The 18091-nt window shown below is 36.3% G+C and carries 16 protein-coding genes, 1 tRNA gene and 1 pseudogene; 10 read left to right on the forward strand and 8 right to left on the reverse strand.

Going from position 1 to position 18091, the window contains the following annotated elements; all coding sequences use genetic code 11:
- Window positions 1–344 precede the first annotated feature (344 nt).
- Genes B3139_RS12455 through B3139_RS12465 form a run of 3 tightly spaced genes read left to right on the forward strand, consistent with a single transcriptional unit; the run spans window position 345 to window position 2718 of the window.
- Entirely contained in the window at window positions 345–704 is a 360-nt protein-coding gene (locus tag B3139_RS12455) for a hypothetical protein (protein ID WP_293883545.1), read from the forward strand.
- Between the two features lie 12 nt (window positions 705–716).
- Window positions 717–2009, forward strand: a complete 1293-nt coding sequence (locus B3139_RS12460) for an AAA family ATPase (protein ID WP_293883547.1) — start codon at window positions 717–719, stop codon at window positions 2007–2009.
- Window positions 1993–2718, forward strand: coding sequence for an HNH endonuclease (locus B3139_RS12465; RefSeq protein ID WP_293883549.1), 726 nt, complete (start codon window positions 1993–1995; stop codon window positions 2716–2718). The genes B3139_RS12460 and B3139_RS12465 overlap by 17 nt, the downstream gene beginning before the upstream one ends.
- A gap of 69 nt (window positions 2719–2787) precedes the next feature.
- On the opposite strand, the gene B3139_RS12470 is transcribed toward B3139_RS12465, so the two are convergent.
- From B3139_RS12470 to B3139_RS12495, 6 genes are all read right to left on the reverse strand, one after another.
- Window positions 2788–4533 carry an ISL3 family transposase gene (locus B3139_RS12470; protein WP_293883551.1) on the reverse strand — a complete coding sequence of 582 codons (1746 nt, stop codon included), beginning with the start codon at window positions 4531–4533 and terminating at the stop codon, window positions 2788–2790.
- Between the two features lie 494 nt (window positions 4534–5027).
- Window positions 5028–8153: an AAA family ATPase gene (locus B3139_RS12475; RefSeq protein ID WP_293883553.1), complete on the reverse strand. Its 3126-nt coding sequence runs from the start codon at window positions 8151–8153 to the stop codon at window positions 5028–5030.
- Complete coding sequence (locus B3139_RS12480) at window positions 8153–8740, reverse strand: ABC-three component system middle component 1 (RefSeq protein WP_293883555.1); 588 nt, start codon at window positions 8738–8740, stop codon at window positions 8153–8155. The genes B3139_RS12475 and B3139_RS12480 overlap by 1 nt, the downstream gene beginning before the upstream one ends.
- Window positions 8741–8743: 3 nt before the next feature.
- Entirely contained in the window at window positions 8744–10054 is a 1311-nt protein-coding gene (locus B3139_RS12485; protein WP_293883557.1) for an ABC-three component system protein, read from the reverse strand.
- Between the two features lies 1 nt (window position 10055).
- Complete coding sequence (locus B3139_RS12490) at window positions 10056–11102, reverse strand: MBL fold metallo-hydrolase (protein WP_293883559.1); 1047 nt, start codon at window positions 11100–11102, stop codon at window positions 10056–10058.
- 11 nt (window positions 11103–11113) lie between these two features.
- A complete protein-coding gene (locus tag B3139_RS12495) occupies window positions 11114–11425 on the reverse strand; it encodes a YbjQ family protein (RefSeq protein WP_293883561.1) in 312 nt (103 codons plus the stop codon).
- A gap of 312 nt (window positions 11426–11737) precedes the next feature.
- On the opposite strand from B3139_RS12495, the gene B3139_RS12500 reads away from it, so the two are divergent.
- From B3139_RS12500 to B3139_RS12510, 3 genes are all read left to right on the forward strand, one after another.
- On the forward strand, window positions 11738–12142 hold the full coding sequence (locus tag B3139_RS12500; protein ID WP_293883563.1) for an NUDIX hydrolase: 405 nt from the start codon (window positions 11738–11740) through the stop codon (window positions 12140–12142).
- 15 nt (window positions 12143–12157) lie between these two features.
- On the forward strand, window positions 12158–13096 hold the full coding sequence (locus B3139_RS12505; protein ID WP_293883565.1) for a proline dehydrogenase family protein: 939 nt from the start codon (window positions 12158–12160) through the stop codon (window positions 13094–13096).
- A 484-nt stretch (window positions 13097–13580) separates the two neighbouring features.
- Entirely contained in the window at window positions 13581–13940 is a 360-nt protein-coding gene (locus tag B3139_RS12510) for a hypothetical protein (protein ID WP_293883567.1), read from the forward strand.
- Between the two features lie 410 nt (window positions 13941–14350).
- Here B3139_RS12510 and B3139_RS12515 read toward each other — a convergent pair whose 3' ends face one another.
- Window positions 14351–14719: a hypothetical protein gene (locus tag B3139_RS12515; protein WP_293883569.1), complete on the reverse strand. Its 369-nt coding sequence runs from the start codon at window positions 14717–14719 to the stop codon at window positions 14351–14353.
- A 497-nt stretch (window positions 14720–15216) separates the two neighbouring features.
- On the opposite strand from B3139_RS12515, the pseudogene B3139_RS12520 reads away from it, so the two are divergent.
- The 4 genes and pseudogenes from B3139_RS12520 to B3139_RS12535 all read left to right on the forward strand — a co-directional run.
- Window positions 15217–15477 (forward strand): annotated as a pseudogene (locus B3139_RS12520) (IS256 family transposase); the annotation flags it as partial.
- Window positions 15478–15533: 56 nt separating this feature from the next.
- Window positions 15534–16696 (forward strand): IS3 family transposase gene (locus B3139_RS12525; RefSeq protein ID WP_293883573.1). Its coding sequence is split into 2 segments (ribosomal slippage): window positions 15534–15786 and window positions 15786–16696, totalling 1164 coding nucleotides; the frame shifts between segments, so codons are not numbered across the junction.
- Window positions 16697–16916: 220 nt separating this feature from the next.
- Window positions 16917–17531 (forward strand): hypothetical protein, encoded by a 615-nt coding sequence (locus tag B3139_RS12530; protein ID WP_293883575.1) that lies wholly within the window; start codon window positions 16917–16919, stop codon window positions 17529–17531.
- Between the two features lie 58 nt (window positions 17532–17589).
- The gene (locus tag B3139_RS12535; protein WP_293883577.1) at window positions 17590–17814 is read left to right on the forward strand and encodes an SDR family oxidoreductase; all 225 of its coding nucleotides are present in this window, start codon (window positions 17590–17592) and stop codon (window positions 17812–17814) included.
- A gap of 40 nt (window positions 17815–17854) precedes the next feature.
- Here the strand turns inward: B3139_RS12535 and B3139_RS12540 are convergent.
- Window positions 17855–17934 (reverse strand) — tRNA-Leu (locus B3139_RS12540).
- Between the last annotated feature and the right edge of the window lie 157 nt (window positions 17935–18091).

Consider the following 18091-nt stretch of genomic DNA (forward strand, 5'->3'; position numbering starts at 1 on the left):
TTTAATAATCATAAAAATACTATTTCTATAATAGGCAAAGATTCCTTCTGACTAAATATGTCAAAGATTATTCCCTATAGCTTAAATTCATTTATGCGCAATAATTAAATAGTAGATATTCTATGTTGATATAAAGACAATTCGACAATACTCAATACCTTTTTAAATAATATATCTAATTTTCTAGATACTATAAAGTAAATATCTGTCGAATTTATTCGAATTTAAGAATTAGAATTCGATAAAAAAAGGTAAACACTTATTTATTTTCAATTAAATTCAGTGATATTCGATATTTTACTAGAATAACAACTTTGCTAAATTGTAATAGCAATTAGATAAAGATGGAAAAGATACATAGAGGATTAATCTTACACAAAGCAGCAAAACGTAACAAAAAGTCTATCACTCAAATCGCTAAAGATGCCGGAGTAGATCAGTCGACTTTTTATTATCATAAGGATCAAGAAGATTTGCCCTTTGATATATTATATAAATATGCAGTAGCTATGGATTATTTTTTTTCAGCTGAACTACCTGAGTTTACTGAATGGTTGAAGGAAAATAGATTAGATGTTCAAAATGAAGAAACACATTTATCAATAGAAAACCTAGTAAAAGAAAGAGACTATTGGAAAGATAGGTATTATTCATTATTGGAAGAGCATAATAAGCTAATTAAAGAAAAATATTTAAACAGTTAAATAGCGTTCAATATGAGAATAAATAAAATTTCCTTAACAAATTTTCGAAATATTGAGCATGAATCATTTTCTTTCGAATCTAATTTTACCGTGATTATTGGGATAAATGGTAAAGGCAAATCTACCCTACTCCATGCAATTCGAATTGCTTGTGGCGCGTATCTTTTAGGTATTCCAGAAACTGTTAAAAGGCATATTTGGCCCAACGAAATACGTAGAAAAGACTTTGGTACTCACTTAGCTCTGCAAACTCCTACAATTGTTGAAGCAGAAGGAAGTATAGATAACAAGAATTTAATTATTCCATGGAGAAGAATAATTCCGGAAGGGAAAGCAAAAAATAGTGCTACTTTCGTAGATATAGGGCAGATTAGAAGTATTGCTAAGTTTAAATATGATCAAGTTACTAAAGAAGGAAAAAACGTTGATAACCCTGTAATAGCCTTTTTTGGTACAAGTAGACTTTCTGGTGGAGGAAGAGATACATTATCAAACTATACTGGAAGAGAGATATTTAAAGCAGGCTACAATAATTGGCTGGAAATGAAACAGTCCACTTATCAATATCCTAAATGGTTAAAAGCTTATGATTATAGAGTAAAGGATAAAAGGGAAATAAAAGGTACCAAAGAAGCCTTTTTTGAAGCGATTAGGACTGCGGTTCCATTTATTACTCAACTGACCTTTGACGGTGATGATTTAGTTTTAAAAATTAAAATAGAAGATTTTGAATCTCCTTTTTTACCATTAAATCTCCATAGTGATGGCATCATAACACATACATCTATGGTTGCAGAACTAGCTTATCGATGTATAATGTTAAATGCACATCATGGTAAAAATGCTATAAAGGAAAGCCGAGGTATAGTTATGATAGATGAATTGGATTTACATTTGCATCCAACTTGGCAAAAGCAGGTTGTTTTAGATCTAAAAAATGCTTTTCCCAATATTCAATTTGTTGCAACCACACATTCTCCTTTTATTGTCCAATCTTTGAAAAGTGAAGAATTAATAAATTTGGATAAATTGTCAGATGTTGAGCCAGTCGATCTTACACTCGAAGAAGTTGCAGAAGATATAATGGGTGTTGAAGATAGTTACGCAATAGATAATTTAAAGAAAGAAAAGATTTCGGAGGACTATCTTTTAGCTTTAGAAAAACTTAAAGATGGAGACAAAGATCAAAATGCTGTTCTTGATGACCTTGAAATTAAAATATCTGATCCGGCAATGAGAGCATTTTTGAAAATGCAAAGGCTAGAAAATAATGTAAAAGGTAAAAAAGATGCGTCCAATACATAAAGGAACTGTACCAGCTGTCAACGGTATAGCTAAAACCGTTACTGATTATAAGGATTGGCGAGCAGACCTTCTTGATCGTTTGGGCCCATATTGCTGCTATTGCAATATGGATTTAAAAGATAGTCCTCAAGTTGAGCACGTAATTCCAAAATCAACCACCCCAGAATTGCAATTAGAATGGGACAATATGTTATTAGCATGTGGTCCCTGTAATAGAGCCAAATCTGATGATGATTATAATACAGACGATCATTATTTGCCCGATTACCATAATACTCTTCTTGCCTTCGATTATTTAATCTTAAAACATCCCACAAAAGCAGATACCAATGCATGTATTGTTATTCCTGCTGAAAATGATGTTGTTAATACGCAGAAATCAATTGATACAATTAAACTTTTTAAATTAGACGCTCTAAAATCAAATAAACGTGCTACAGACTTACGTTGGAAATATAGATATGAAGCCTATTATGCTGCACAGGTGTGGAAAAAACATTGGGATGATTGGGGTAGAGAAAAACATGTTGAGTTTATTGAACTTATGATTATTTGTGCTATTTCTAAAGGATTTTTTGGAATATGGTTTAAATTTTTCAATGATGTTCCTTCGGTAAAGGTGGCTTTGATAAATGCATTTGTTGGAACAAATAATTATGCTTTTGATAATACACTTACTCCTATTTCATTAAATGAGGGCGATTTATAAAAATTATCACTACCAAACGGGTAAATGTAAATGGTAAATAAGAATGGTTCTTCGCCAATTTTGATGCATCTATCCGGTTTGTGAGAGGCAAACCTTTCTCCTCAGCAATTCAAAACCACCCTTACCGTACATTTCGCGTTTTTTGTTCTTTAACCTGTTCACATTTCCTTCCACCAGTCCATTCGTCCAATCATAGGTTATTGCATTTTTCACTGCCTGAATATCCTTTTTTAATCCATTACAAAAGCTATCTATTCTTTTTCGGCCAATGAATCGGACATCTTTAATCCAAGCGTCCAATTGATTAGGGCAGCCTCCTTTCAGAAGAGTGCTAAACTCTATGTAAAACTTGCGTAAGCTGGATAGAAGTGGAACTTCACGAACTAGGTCATCAACGATTCGCCTTTCCTGTGAGCATTCTCCTGTATCTTTCGCAACTCCAAATTCTGGATTTGTCACATAAATTGATAGCATTTTGGGTAAAGGTAAAGGAATGAAATTGGTCATGATATCAGGTTTATTGATTTTTAATGGTTCAGGATATGTTCGATTCCATTTATGTTTATAATCTGGAAAGTTTAAGTTGAACCACCTAGTGAAGGATCGTTTACAACATTTTAGCCCTAAATCCTTTAAGGATCTAAACATGGCGGAAGAATTGATTTCCAAACTGCACATGTGTTTGATTTCATTCATATATCTATTATAATTTACAGATGTACTCCTATTTATTGAAGGTATTCCGTGTTCTAAATATTTTTCTACGGTGCGCCAGTTCGTTTTTGTTTTTCGAGCTATTTCAGAAATGCTGTGTCCATTTCCCCTCATTTTGATCATCTGAACAAGTTTTTCTCCTTTCTCAATCATACCTGAAGAGATCATCTGCTCAATATTTTCTTTAGCACCGTTCATGGAATCCAAATTCATTGCAATATCATCAAGAGGAATCTCTGATTCCGTTTTGGCATGAATAGCTTTACAAACCGTCTTTAAATAACTGTATTCTTGCCGAATTTCTTCTTGAATAGCATCACTTAGATTTTTCACCAAATGGAATCTATCGGCAATCTGCTTTGCTTCCGGAATAGCTTTGGTGATTGCACTGGCATAAGCCGTGGCTCTGTCCCGAGTTACGTATTCTATTTCTTTATGGTGGGATAGCCATTCGACAACATCATTGGAATCCCTGCTGTCCAGAAGATCTATGGGGCGCCCTGTATATGCATCGACGATTATTGTTCCATAGTTCATTCCTTTTCTCTTTGCCCAATCGTCTATACCGATGGAATGCAATTGTTTATTTGCGGTCATCGTCATGGATTTGACCATCCTAAGACAAGTATTGTTACTGACAGGAATATTCAATATCCTAGAAAAGTAAGCACCTTTATTGGCCGAAATCTCAATGAAAAATTTCTTTAAATATTCGGAAGCTCGCTTTGTACGTCTGGAATAAGGCTCGGTGAAATTATTGCATCTTTCTGAAAATATCTGCTTTTCGCAGGCGGTATTTTTGCAGGCAAAACGGCGTACCTCAAGCATTATAAGAACTGAACTCGCCGCAAAGGGTAGATCTACAAGTCTTCTTACGTAAGAAGAACGCACACTGCCACTGTATTTCATGCAACGCGGACACTTAGAACGAGTTCCTGTTCTTTTTGCAAAAAGACGTATTGTGGTATCATGTATTTCTAAACTGTATATCTTGATTTCTTTGTCACCATAAAATAAACCTATCGTTTTTAAGTTAAAAGCGCTGTTTGAATTCACTATAAAGCATATGATTATCGATGCTTTAAAATACAAAAAAACCATTACTTAAACAAGTTTTTGTGATATTATGTTATTGATAATCAAATAATTAAGTGGATTTTATAGGGAAAATATTATGTGCATCAAAATTGGCGAAGAACCACTTCTTATTGCCAATAATGCTGTGCCATTATTGGCATTTTTGATGCACTCTTAATTACCAAAAATTGTGTATTCTGATTTACCGACTACAGTGATCCAATTTTTTCTAAAAATATGCTCATTTTCGAGTCATATTACGGTATTACCGCAAATGATTACTTCAAAAGACTTTTAAAGTTATACTTATTAATTACAACAAACGAAAATGGAATGTCACCAATTGTTCATATTGATAATGATGATGCGATAAAAAGCTTTATGGGTACTTTATCAAAACTAATTCAATTTTGACGGGTCACTATGCTCCAGTATATCCAAAGGCAGGTGCGGTGCCTTCATTTTTTGAAAGATAGGTACCGATCAGATCTTTTCGACACTGGCTAACTCTCGCTTAATTATGCATTTCTTGGTTTACCATAGGTCTCAAATTCAATAAATTTCGATGTATAAAACCCTGGATCGAATTTTTTCTTCAATAAACGGAAAAAGTTGTCGTCATGAGTAGAAATTACTACTTGTCTGTTGATACCATCCTTGGAAATCATCACTCTCAAAAGGTCTATGAATGATAAGATATTGATCGAGTCCAAATATTGCACAGGATCATCCATAAAAATTGTATCAACAACAGAGTTACCTTTTTGCAAAGCCTTCGCCAAAAAGATACTGAGCGATAGGATATTGATCTGTGCTGAACTTAAATATAAAATAGGATCTATTTCAACATTATTGGTAAACTTTTTTGCTTTAATTGTGAGCTTTGGCTTGAGTTGTGAGAAATCTAAATCAAGCTTGATTTCTTTAAGTTCGGGATGAGGGTCTATTTTTTGATAAATATCATTGATAATATCTTGATTAAAAACCGCATTAACTTTGGTATCAATATAGAGCTTAACTTTATCTTTCAGGTCTGAAAGTTCAGCCGTAATTTCTTTTAGTTTATCGAACCGATCATTCATCGTTTTAAGCGCAGCTCTAGCAATTTGAAGGCTCACATTCTTTTCAATGAGTTCAAAGTGTCCTATTAGCTCATTTATTAATGCAGTTACATTTTGATATTCTACGGTTCGATTTTCACAGGCTAACTTTAGACTATTTAGTACTTGCCATCTATCAGTAACGTCAACAACTTCCTGGGCTTTTAAAAAGGCATCTAATCTGGAGTCAAACGCGCTAACAGAGCCACTTACTTGGATTAATTCTTCTTCAAGTTTTGTTTTCAGTGCCATCACTTCACTCTCCCTAATTTCCCCCAGTGATGCTGCCAAAGTCTGTCTTGCCAGTGTTGTTTTCTCAATATCTTCATTCAGCACATCGAGCTGGCGCGTCAGTGATGCGTTCAATTCGGCTGCATCCTCTGGACTCACTTCTTTTCCTTTCGAAATCTTTTCAAGAATTGCGTTAATTTCTTGATAGATTGGCTTTATCCGTTCTAAATTCAGTAAATTATCAATCTCGGCAACTCTATCACTACTCCTCTGTGTAGCGTCCAACAAATTGTTTATTGCATTTTTGGTTCCATCAACCAACTTCTCCTCTCCAACAATATCGAAATCAAGTTCTTTTAATCGATCACGTAAGGATATTAAACGTAATTCAATATCCTCTTCTTGCGATATCCCAACGTTGGTTTGGAAAGTATCAATCCACTGCTTTGAAAGGTCAGTTCTATTTTGATAGAATCTGATCCAATGCAAAATCTTTTGTTCCAACTTGCGCAGCCCAGAATTTTCTAGTTCAACCTTATCCTTCATCCTATTCAATTCCTGTATTATATCCTTGGTAGTCTGCTCAGCGCCTAGTTTGATCTGCTCAACTTCTTTTTTGAGGTTGTCTATGGTTTCCATCTGTTTATCCAAGTCCAATACATCGTTTTTCTGGTAGTTGATTGCACTAAGCAGATCTGCAAATGTATCAAACTGACTAGCACACATCGGACAAGAATTAGTAGTTGTTTCTTCTACATAGCTTTGACCGAATGCGATAATCTTTTGTAGGTTGTCATTTAGTGCACCACTTTTAAAATATTGCCGTTCCAGAGAGTTGATCTCTTTCTCCTTAGTATCTGCTAAAAGAGCTTGTTCAGCTAGAAGATCTCTTTGCGTAATTAACGATGGCTCATTAAGTCCTGTAATTAATTGTTGTTGGTCAAAATCAATCTTCGACCTAATTTCCAGTTCTCTCGCAGTTAAATCTGACTGCTTAAGCTCAACTTTTTTAAGATACTGTTGACACGCATTGCTTCTGGTAACACCATTTGCCTCTAAAACAACATTACGAAGAAATGCATCCCTATTATTCTGCAAAAATTGAAAGCTAGCATTCTGACTTTCTATTTCTTTTTTAAGTCGCTCTGTTTTATTTGTTTGGATGATTAGCTGATCCCTGAGATCTTTAAGTAAAGAAGCGCGGGATAGACCGTCCTGCAAGATTTCTTCTCGCTCTTTCTGCAATGCAGACAGTGTAGACTTGATTTCCTCGTAGACCTTCTGATTGGTACTAAGGGTTCTTACTTCCTCAATGTTTATTTGAAGAATATTCCTTTTTGCTATATCTCCCTCAATTTTTTCGTCCGATTTCCTTAGATCGTCAAAATTCTTAAGTGTACTATTATAGGTATCTATCTGGATTTTTAAAGTCTGAACCTTACGGAGGTCTTGCCCATTTCTCTGATGCCCTTCCATTAAGCCCAATATCTCGCTAATAAGATTCTGGTTAATACTTTGATCAGCGGTGTATCTGCCTGACAGCTGCACATATTGCTGTTTCAGTTGCTCAAACTTTTCGACAGTATCAATCTGATCAAGATCGATTTCCCCCAGTTCACTAGTAAAGAGACTTGAAAGATTAATCTTTACGATAATAGAATTAAAAAGGTCAGTTTGCCCAGTAGAAGCTGAGAGCGTTGTGATTTCATTTTCTTTCTCTCTAATCTTAGCTTCCTGTGCAGATAATTCTTCATTATGGCATTCCAACATTTCGGCAATACCCTGAAAATATTTAGTATCTTCATGTCCATCCCAAAAACCCGTCAGCGATTTGTAGCGATCCTCCGGAGTAGTAGAAAATACGAATTCATCTACTGCATTTTGTTGTAGGATTTGAACTATAGATTTGTTGGACTGCCTAGAAGTGACCGGAAAATAATTCTTTAAGCTCGAACTACTTGTTGATACTATTAGGCCGGGGTGCAAGTCCCATTTAGAAGTTTTTTTTACCCGACGGGTCAATATCTTATCCTCGGAGTCAGTGTAAGTGATTTCTCCAACTTTTTCCGTATCCCGATTATTTAGTACAACTTTACCCAAAGAAGCTGCATTTGCTAGGATCTTGGATTCAAACCTATTAATCTTATCACTCAATCCCCACTCTACGGCATCGAAAAAAGAGGTCTTTCCAAAACCATTCGGTGCATAAATTATCACAATATCCGCAAGTGCACCACTATTAGTCAAAAAATCAAAATACACCTTATCACGGTAGCCACGAAATGCTTCAATTTCAATTCCTTTTAATTTCATTATTGTAGGCCTTTTTCAATTAAATATTTTTCATAAAATCTCTTTTGTTTGTTGATGGCGGGATTATAGGTTTCTAAAACTTGAATCACCACAGGATTTTCTTTCTCAACAAGAGCTTTGACCGAAAGCTCACTAGCAATGTTCGGCTTAGGTTTATTGATATCTACGTCAAAAAGATATTTATTGAGCATTTTCTCTACACTCAATTTTTCCGAATCATAAAGACAGTAACGATCAAGCTCAATTTTACTGACTACAATTTTTCTACAAGAGTACTTATCCTGTTCAATCCTATATTTTATTTCACGCGATACTTCTTCATTGACAACAAAGAAAATGTAGATGTTCCAAATCTCAATATCTATCTTTAGCCCCGACTGAAAATAAAGGGCTATTTCGCTTTTATAAAGTTCCCACTCCGAATCGAGCATATTGGCGTCGTCCAGTGCTATTATAAATGCATGACAACGATACTGGGTTTCGTTTCCCAGTTTCACTTCCCATAAATTAATTTTATCTTTCGCATGCTCATTGCTCAAATTTTGGGAAAGCTCATGTGGAAGGCTTAACTGTTGATAATTGGCCATGTTCTAAGTTTTAGTTTTTAAATAATTTAGGATTGCTTTCCTAGCTGCCTGCTCAAACTGAGCATTACTGGCCTCGTATCTAACCTCAGCTAAAGCATCCTCCATACAGCTTAGATGAATGATAGACATTGATTTAACAGAACTGGGATTGGTAATATCTATTTCAGTCTTCCTTCTTAACACAGGATTAGCATTACACACGTCACTAACAATACCAACTAAATCGGTATCAGAAAAGTGTTTTCTTCCCAAAGGATGTATATCAGATGATACGATAATGTTATCATTGGGCTCGATCTGATCATAGGTGTCACGTAATATCTTTTCAACGATGCTGGCCATCTGTTTTTCGTGGGTATGAAAATACCGGATATGTATTTCCTTATCCTCACTTAGTAACTTGATTACCTCATTGACCTCTAACAGATTTTCGTCGCATAGCCATATGAAACAAAGAATTTTTAGCCAACCTTGCCATAGCTTTTCTTGCATCAGATGGTTGGCATAAGAGGTGCTGTAAGGAATAAATAGCTTGCCCTTGATATTTTCCGAGATAACAAGTGGATGAAAAATCTTCCCCAGCTCATTTGCCTTTTCAATTAATAAGGTTTGTATAACATCGGGAAATGCTTCGAAACTCTTCTGGTGATAGGTGTCGAAAGACAATAGTTGGTATGGTATCAATTTCAACAAATTGTGATGTTCTATCAACGCATTAAACATGTGAATGTGATAAATATTTAGTTTATTGTATACACCGCCCGCACCCGTAAGCTCAGGCATGATCCCTTTCAGCAGTGGAATTTCAGATTCCTCATCAAATATTCCACTGCCGGAGAGTCCAATAATATTTTCAGCGGCAGAAAATTCATTTGTTGAAAATGACGGAACTCCCGTGGCTTCAAACATTTCGTTACTGCTAATATCGGCTGTCAGTAAGAAGCTGCCAATAGGATTTTTCCTATTCTCCATAATATCTGGAAAACCGTATACTCTCAATTGATCCTTACGTTGCGCAATGCTATAATTGACGCTGACCTCAGGTGGAATACCATTGATTTTAATCAACGCAAGGTCTACATCAAGATCAGGATGAAGAAAGACATTTTCTGGATCTACATTAATGTCGAATGACATGGGCGCCTGTTGAGAGACATTTATAATATCCATTTTGTCTTCTGTACCCTTCTGCGCTACATTATGTCGCACCGTTAGTACATAGTAGAATTCTTTAGTAGAAGGCCTGAAAATACAACCGCTACCTTCATTTACCTTCACCGTCAGCATCTTTAGCGATTCTTCGTTAACTGGCATATTAAAATGGCATAATGTAATTGGTATCACTCAAATAGCAAACCTCGAAATTTGGATAATCTAACTTATCCTGTTCGGTAAATATGGATTGAGTAATTTCATTTTTATAATTAAAATAAATGGTACAATTGGGAAACTGATGGATTATTCTTGCGATCGCTTCTTTATCGGGAAGTCCATGCTTAGAACCATCGGTGCTAACGACAAATCGTTTACAATCTATTATCTCTAATAATTCTGTGGAGGTGTTGCCTTTGCTGGCATGATGCGAGACCTTAACCATATCTAATTTGAGTTTTTTATCTCTAGAATATTTTAGGTCCTCTAAGGAAGCAATGACTGTACTTGGATGGGAGTCAGCCAAAAAAAGTCCCTTTTTGTTTCCTGAAGTTGCTAGGAAGGCGATTGAACTTCCATTTGGTATTGCAGCATCCTGCTTAAAGTCTCTTGTAACCAAATTCTTGATATCGATATGAAAATCATCATGTTTATTCGACGACATTAAAATAGTATCTGACTTTTCAGTTTCCCATTTCTTGTTCAACATTTCTAGGGCTCCGAGATTTGGGGAAAGAACTTGTAAAGTGACTCCCCCAATTGTCTCTTGATGACCAGAAATAAGCAAAGGATGTTTCCAAATCGCTAATTTTTCAAGTGCAGCTTCCAAACTTTGGCCTTGTGGAACGCTCATTGATATTGCTCCTTTAGGAATAATTTTTACCCTCCTCTTCGGATCTATCTCGCATCCGAAATGATCAGTAAGCATTTTGCCAGAATTAAACCACGCTCCCTTCAATAGCTTTTTATCTGAGCTTTCGTCCGAAAAATAATTTACTATACCACCAATATGATCATCATCGATATGCGTTGTTACTAAAAGATCTATATCTTCCCCGGATTGTTGAAGCAGTTTAATTTCCTCTGAAAAACTTGTTGCATAAGTTTTGGGCGTGCCACTATCAACAATGATGTTATGCATCTTATCCCCTATCCTGTTTTTGATCAATATAAAATCGCCATTAAAGGCGGGAAGGATTTTTACTATCATAAGCTCTATATTTAAAATTTACTCAAAGCAGTTATCATAAACATTTCACTCCCCTTTCCTGAGATTTCGTCGATATCTACACTAAGCCCAATAATAGCATCAGCACGAATTGCCTGGGCACGTTGCTTGAGCGTTTCGGTAACACGCTTGTACATTTCCTGCATCTTCTTCTCATAGCTGGTAGAGCGACCACCAAAGAAATCTATATAGCTCGCGCCTATATCGCTAAAGATATTGGTGCCGATAACAACATTGGCTGCTATTGGATCATTATATCGTGAAATCTCCCTCCCTTCGATGGAATTGGTCGTGGTTACTATCATGGCATGCTACTTTTCAATCGGGCAAGGTTAATACCCAAGCCTAATATACATTATTTATGCTGAATTAATATGTTTACAGATATTAACTTTCAAGATTATTACAATTTGATAAGCTAAGGTATGCGTTTGAAAGTAGGACTGGTTACGGGAAACCGTAGCTGATTTATTCAGGAGTTTTAAATCAAGAGGTTATAATTGAAGGTATTTTTACAAGTACTTGCGTAAGGGAACAATTGCGTGTTATTCAAAATCTCTCGCTAACCGCCACAAAGGCTAGCGGACAGCCCATTTTAAATTTATTAACTTTATAAGATGAAAGATAACATTATTGAAAAAGTTGCTTTAATCTGCATAGTTGACAAGAAAGTATTAACAGCTCTTTCCCATTCAAAATCAAAGCTATATTTACCTGGAGGCAAGAGAGAAATTGGTGAAACAGATTTAGAATGCTTAAAAAGAGAAATTTATGAGGAACTTAATGTCCAAATCAAAGAAGATTCAGTGCAATATTTTGAAACTTTCGAGGCCCCTGCCGATGGTAAAACCGATGGTATATCAGTAAGGATGACATGTTATTTTGCTGATTATTCCGCAAATCCTGAACCATCAAATGAAATAGTATCTTTGGAATGGATAACCTATCAGGATAGGGATCGAACATCAGCGGTTGTAAAGATCATATTGGATAAGTTAAAAGCTTTGAAGCTTATACATTAATTTTAATATTATTAGATGGAACAATTACTATCAATCGGTGCTGAAGCATTAAGGAAAGCTGCATTAAATGAAGATGCAAAAGCTTATGTTTTAAATAACGAAGCACTCTACAAGCTAATGAAGAAAGCCGCTGACCGATACATTGGCGGTGAAAATCTTTCGGAAACTTTAATAAAAGTACAAGATTCAAATGATACCGGTTTTAAGTGTTCGATCGAGTATATGGGTGAAAGCACTCGATCTAGTATGCAAGCGGCAAAAGCGACGGATGAATTTTTGGATATCTGCAAAGCAATCAAGCAAAAAAATCTCAATTCCACGATTTCACTGGACCTTTCGCACATTGGACTAGAAGTCTCTGAAAGTCTTTGTTATGAGCACTTATCTAAAATATGTGAAACAGCAAAGGACAGGGAAGTTATTATTAGTGCTGAAGGAACAGAAAGAACTGACCGCATTTTGAAACTCTATCAAAATGGTTCAAATAAGTATGCAAACCTGTCCATTACCTTACAAGCCTACCTCCATCGGACAACTGATGATTTTGAAGCAATGTGTAATGAAAGAGGACGTATCCGTATCGTAAAAGGAGCATTTGAAACTGCTAAAGGACTGTCCCTACCGCGTGGACAGGAACTCAATGACCGCTATCTTTATTTTGTCGAACAGCTACTTTCAAAAGGCCACCCCTGTTCCATCGCAACCCATCATCATGAAATACAACAGGAAGTAAAAAAACTTATAGATACGCTGAAACCAAATAAAGAACTCTACGAGTTTGAAAGTCTTTTCGGAATCCAAACCGATCAGTTGGCCCAATTGAAAGATGAAGGCTATCCAACAAAACTCTATTTCGTTTACGGCCAGGAATGGTACCTTTATCTCTGCAACAGATTAGCGGAATATCCGTTAAATTTGTTCAGAGCATTGCAGGATATTGTCGAATCAAAATAACAATTATTAATAGAAAGTTCATCAAAACGATGAATTTTCTATTAACACAGACTTTATTTCATTAATTTAATTATTGTACATCTCAAATTTTTCAAATGAAAAATGAAGATCAATTCGAATCGCTCACTTTCCCACAGGACATAAAGAAGTTTAGGGATTGGGCGTTTGATTATTAATAAAATGCAAGAGATTTATAAGGGTTTTCACATGGAGATGCTTACTGCTGATGGAAATGCTATCGGCTTTTATAAAAAGAACGGCTTTGAAAGAGTAGGTCAAACAGAGCATATGTGGATTTATAAAGGTAATGATCACTGAGAGAAGGTTAAGGTAGCCTGCCAAAATTCAGGCATTTATAAAGACTGAAATGCAGGTTTATATCAATGCACAGCTTGGCGCAAATCTTGCGAGAGTAGCCAATATGGTAGGAACTATTCCTGAGGCTATAGTGAAGAACTGGGATCCTAATTGTAAATAAATTCAGATGCGAAAAGAACAAATAACAAAGCAGTTAAAAGAGTATTATCTGGAAGATCTTACCCTTGACGTTGTCATTGCTTATTACGCTTCAGAAGCTTACAATAACCGCAAACGATGTATTGAATCAGCTTGGTCAGACCGAGGGCAATGGAAACAATTAAAAGCGTCCCTTACCGACCTGTCTGCTGAAATCTGGGACTACTCTTTCTTGGGGGAAGCCCTTCATATCACTTTTCCTTCCGCCTCGAGCAGAATGAAAACATTTTATATCCTTTATTTGTCAGTGTTATTTCACCCTATTTCGCGATCAGGATATGGGTCTGTCCAATCGGAAAAAATCATTTACCCCTGTAAGCGATGCTGATTTTTAGGTATTTGAAAAGCTGAAAAAGAAAGTGCAAAATGTTTTCCCCGAACATCTGATAATTACGGATGACGGTTGCTACAAACAATAGAAACATAGTTATAGCAATACTATCCGCAGTATTTAAGAATACTGAAAAGGTCAAATTCAAGGCAGGCATACATAACGTAAAATATTTTTGGTGCTTAGATCATCAATAGTCAAAAATCCGGTAACAGAAAACTTTTTGACAGCTAGTGCTCCGTGCTCAATAGCTAGAAATACTTTTTTTAAAACCAAACAGGATTCGATATTGTATTAATAGTACTTTTCAAAAATAGGTAGTAATTAGGAAGCCTTGAGATCCTCCCAGACTCAAGGTTTTTTTATTCCTTTTATATCGTTTTTTATCGAATATCGTCCTTTATCCACTATAATTCCCAATGTTGTATCATGGCTATATACTTCTGCACGTGATCATCGGTCAATAAGCAATTGTCATCAATGTGGTAATTGAACTGCTTAGTGAAGGTGTCATACTGAATACTTCCTACATAAGCATTATTGAGATAAATATGCCAAAGGCTGTACTTCTTGGTCCGGACTTCCACTACCCGACGTTTTCCTTGATGATAAAACAACTCAGGCACGTCCGTATCAAAGCGAAGTATAAGCGCGTCAATGCACGCTTCATTGATGTCATCGGCGAGTACACCGAATGCCAATTGCCACACTCCCTGAGATTTCCTGAAAACATAAAAAGCAAGACCATTTTTGTTGTAAAGATGATAATCTTTCATGCACATGCTTTTATCATGCTCGGTAATTTGAGCGTACATTACCCTATTTCGGCACAAGATTTCTAGTGGTTTCATTTCATAATATTAGTAATATTGTGTGCAATAAAGATATTTAGGGTTTCTCATTTTTTAAATGCAACAGGATGGATGAAGTTTCTCATAGCTTGTAGAGCGACCGCCAGAGAAATCGAGATAGCTCGCTCTTTTATCGCTAAAGACATTGGTACCGATGACAACATTAGCTGCTATTGGAATATTAGAATTGGTCTTGGAATGCCGAATTAATATATTTACAGCTATTAACTTTCAAGATTATTACTAACTATTAAGGCTAAGGTATTGGTTTGGATGTAGGATTGGTTACGGGAAACTGTATCATTATTCTATTTAAGCAAAGAGTAGATTTCTGCATAAAATAAATATGCTCTTTGCCTTTTGTAGTAGAGGGTGTAAAGTAAACTGTGTCAAATAAAGAATTTTTATATTAGACACAGCAAATGGAAAAAGAGGAATTTGATTTTAAACGCTTCAAAGAGGAAGCAATGAGAGGCCTTTATGCAGGCAAGAAAATGGGCGGTACGGACGGAGTTTTCGCTCCGATGTTGAAACATCTTTTGGAAAGTATGCTTGAAGGTGAGCTGGATCATCATCTACAGGAAAGTAAAGCTTCAGGAGAGGTTAACCGTAAAAATGGGAAGACAAGAAAGACTGTACGGAGCCTTCAGTCCGGACAATTTGAATTGGAGAGCGGTCGTGATGTAATCTTCCCCTAAAATAGCTACGATTATTAATGTAGTTTTATAATTTAGGGACAATGAAAAAAAGTAAGTTTAGCGAGCCACAGATCATCAAGATTTTGTCAGAGCAGGAATCGGGTCAATCGGTTTCGGATATTTGCCGTGAGCACGGAATTAGCCAAGGAACCTTCTATTCTTGGAAAAGCAAGTATTCGGGGATGGAGGTTTCACAGCTCAAGCAGCTTCGGGAAATGGAAAAAGAGTTGGCGCAGTACAAAAAGATTGTTGCCGAGCAGACTTTACAGATCACAGTTTTAAAAGACGTTATCGAAAAAAAGCTCTAGGGCCTGCCGAGAAGTGTGAGCTTGTAGGTTATGCCCGTGAAGATTTCGGGATGAGCCTACGGCAGGCCTGTGCAATATTCTGCTTAAGTACTTCTGTTTTTTATTACCGTGCAAAGCGTAAAGATGATACGGAAGTCATCGAGCAGCTTTCCAAATTGGCAGAACTTCACCGTACATGGGGTTTCTGGATGATGTATCACCGGCTTAGAAATTTGAAATATATGTGGAACCATAAGCGTGTCTATCGTATTTACACAGCTATGAGGCTTAATCTGAGAAACAAACGAAAGAAGCGTCTTCCGGCACGTATAAAAGCACCTTTAATCTGCCCTATTGGACCGAATATCACTTGGAGTCTTGATTTCATGCACGACACACTGGCCAGTGGAAAAACGATACGTACATTAAACGTTATAGACGATTTCAGCAGGGAGGCTCTTTCCATTACAGTGGATACTAGCCTACCTGCACAACGGGTAATCCGTGAACTGGAAAAACTGCTGGAGTGGCGTGGCAAACCCGAAAAGATCCGTTCGGACAATGGACCAGAGTTTATTGCTGAGTCCGTTCGGAGCTGGTGTGAAAAGCACAACATACAGTGGGAATATATCCAACCGGGCAAGCCTACGCAAAACAGCTTGATAGAACGGTTTAACAGAACTTTCAGACAGGATGTACTTGATAGCTATATGTTTGACAGTTTGCCTGATATAAGAAAATACGCAGATGCCTGGGCATGGATGTACAACAATGAAAGACCCCATTCTTCCTTGGGGCAGTTAACGCCGACAGAGTTCCTGTTGAAATATGGAAAACTCTCCGAGTTCCCCACATTCCAACAGGATAGCAATAGCAATTCTGATTGGAATTCTTTAGTTTTGGGTGTAGCTAGCTAAGGGAAGATTACATATGGACATAATGTTTTCTAGTTTATGTTTTAACCAAAGGAAAGGGTTCACTAGTGGGATATTTTTTGGTTAATTATAACCATTGGCAATATTTGCTGAATTAGGATAAATTTGCGCTAAATAAAAAGTCACGCTGCAATCATCAAATATAGGCGTAAGCACAAGGAAAGGACAAATTAATGGCCTAACCTAATACCTGTTAAATAATATGTTTTATAAATTACAACAAAATAAATTTATCCAATGGACGATTATTCATATCAGATACCTTGTTGCATTGGCATTCGTCCCTTCCGGATTTACAAAAGTAGTTGGTGAAAGATTTACTCAATTACCTACAACCAGTACCATAGGGCAGTTTTTTGAAGTACTTTATCTTTCCGGTATCTATTATAACTTTCTAGGTGTCATGCAGATAATTACTGCAATCCTTCTTATGACGCAGCGCTTCGCATTAATTGGAACATTTCTCTTTTTGGCCATAACAGCCAATATCTGGATGATTACAATTTCAATGCACTTTAAGGGTACTTGGATAATCACTAGTTTGATGATGCTTGCGGGTTTAATTCTCCTTTATTGGGATAAAAATAGAATCTCAGAATTGAATTCGGATTATGATTCACCAAAAAAAATGTATTCTCCAAAGGTATCAAGAATTTGGGTTAATGCAGGTATAATTTATATAAGCAGCCTACTCATCCTTTGCTTTGTTGGTTCGAAAAACGATATGCTATCTAAAACCATTTATGTCATCGCACTATTTATTTTAGTAGCCACTACGCTTTACTCCAATTTTGTTTTCTGGAAAAAATCAAATTAAATAGAATTAATCCTTTTGAATGACTTTCTGAAACCCAACGGAGTCATATTGGTCTTGAATGATCTGCTGGGGCGTTGGCTCTCTTTCATTACTAAGTAATCCTGATTGGCCCGCCTACAACTATGCTAAATACGGAGTTTACGAAATATCAAAAGCGGCTCTAAAAAGGTACACAATCCAGCTAGCATATGAACTCCGTGATACAAATATTAAAGTAAATGCCGTTTGTCTCGGACTTACGAAAACCGATTTTACATACTTTAATGGCGGCGAAGTCAATTAAAACATAAAATCCTCTTTACTGAATGTAAAGAGGATTTTTGTACCCGGAGCCGGAGTCGAACCGGCACGGTTTCCCACTGGTGTTTGAGACCAGCGCGTCTACCAATTCCGCCATCCGGGCATATCCGTTTGGGATGATGCAAAAGTAAGCAAAGTTTTTATTATTCCAAATTACCCTACCAATCATTTTTAAAACCCACTGATAATGAATAAGAAAATTTAAAAAAAACTTTTAACTGCCCTATCAATAGATTTAAAACGGCCTTTTTTACCTAATT

Source organism: Sphingobacterium sp. UBA1498, from assembly GCF_002325125.1.
In the GTDB taxonomy this organism is placed as follows: Bacteria; Bacteroidota; Bacteroidia; order Sphingobacteriales; family Sphingobacteriaceae; genus Sphingobacterium.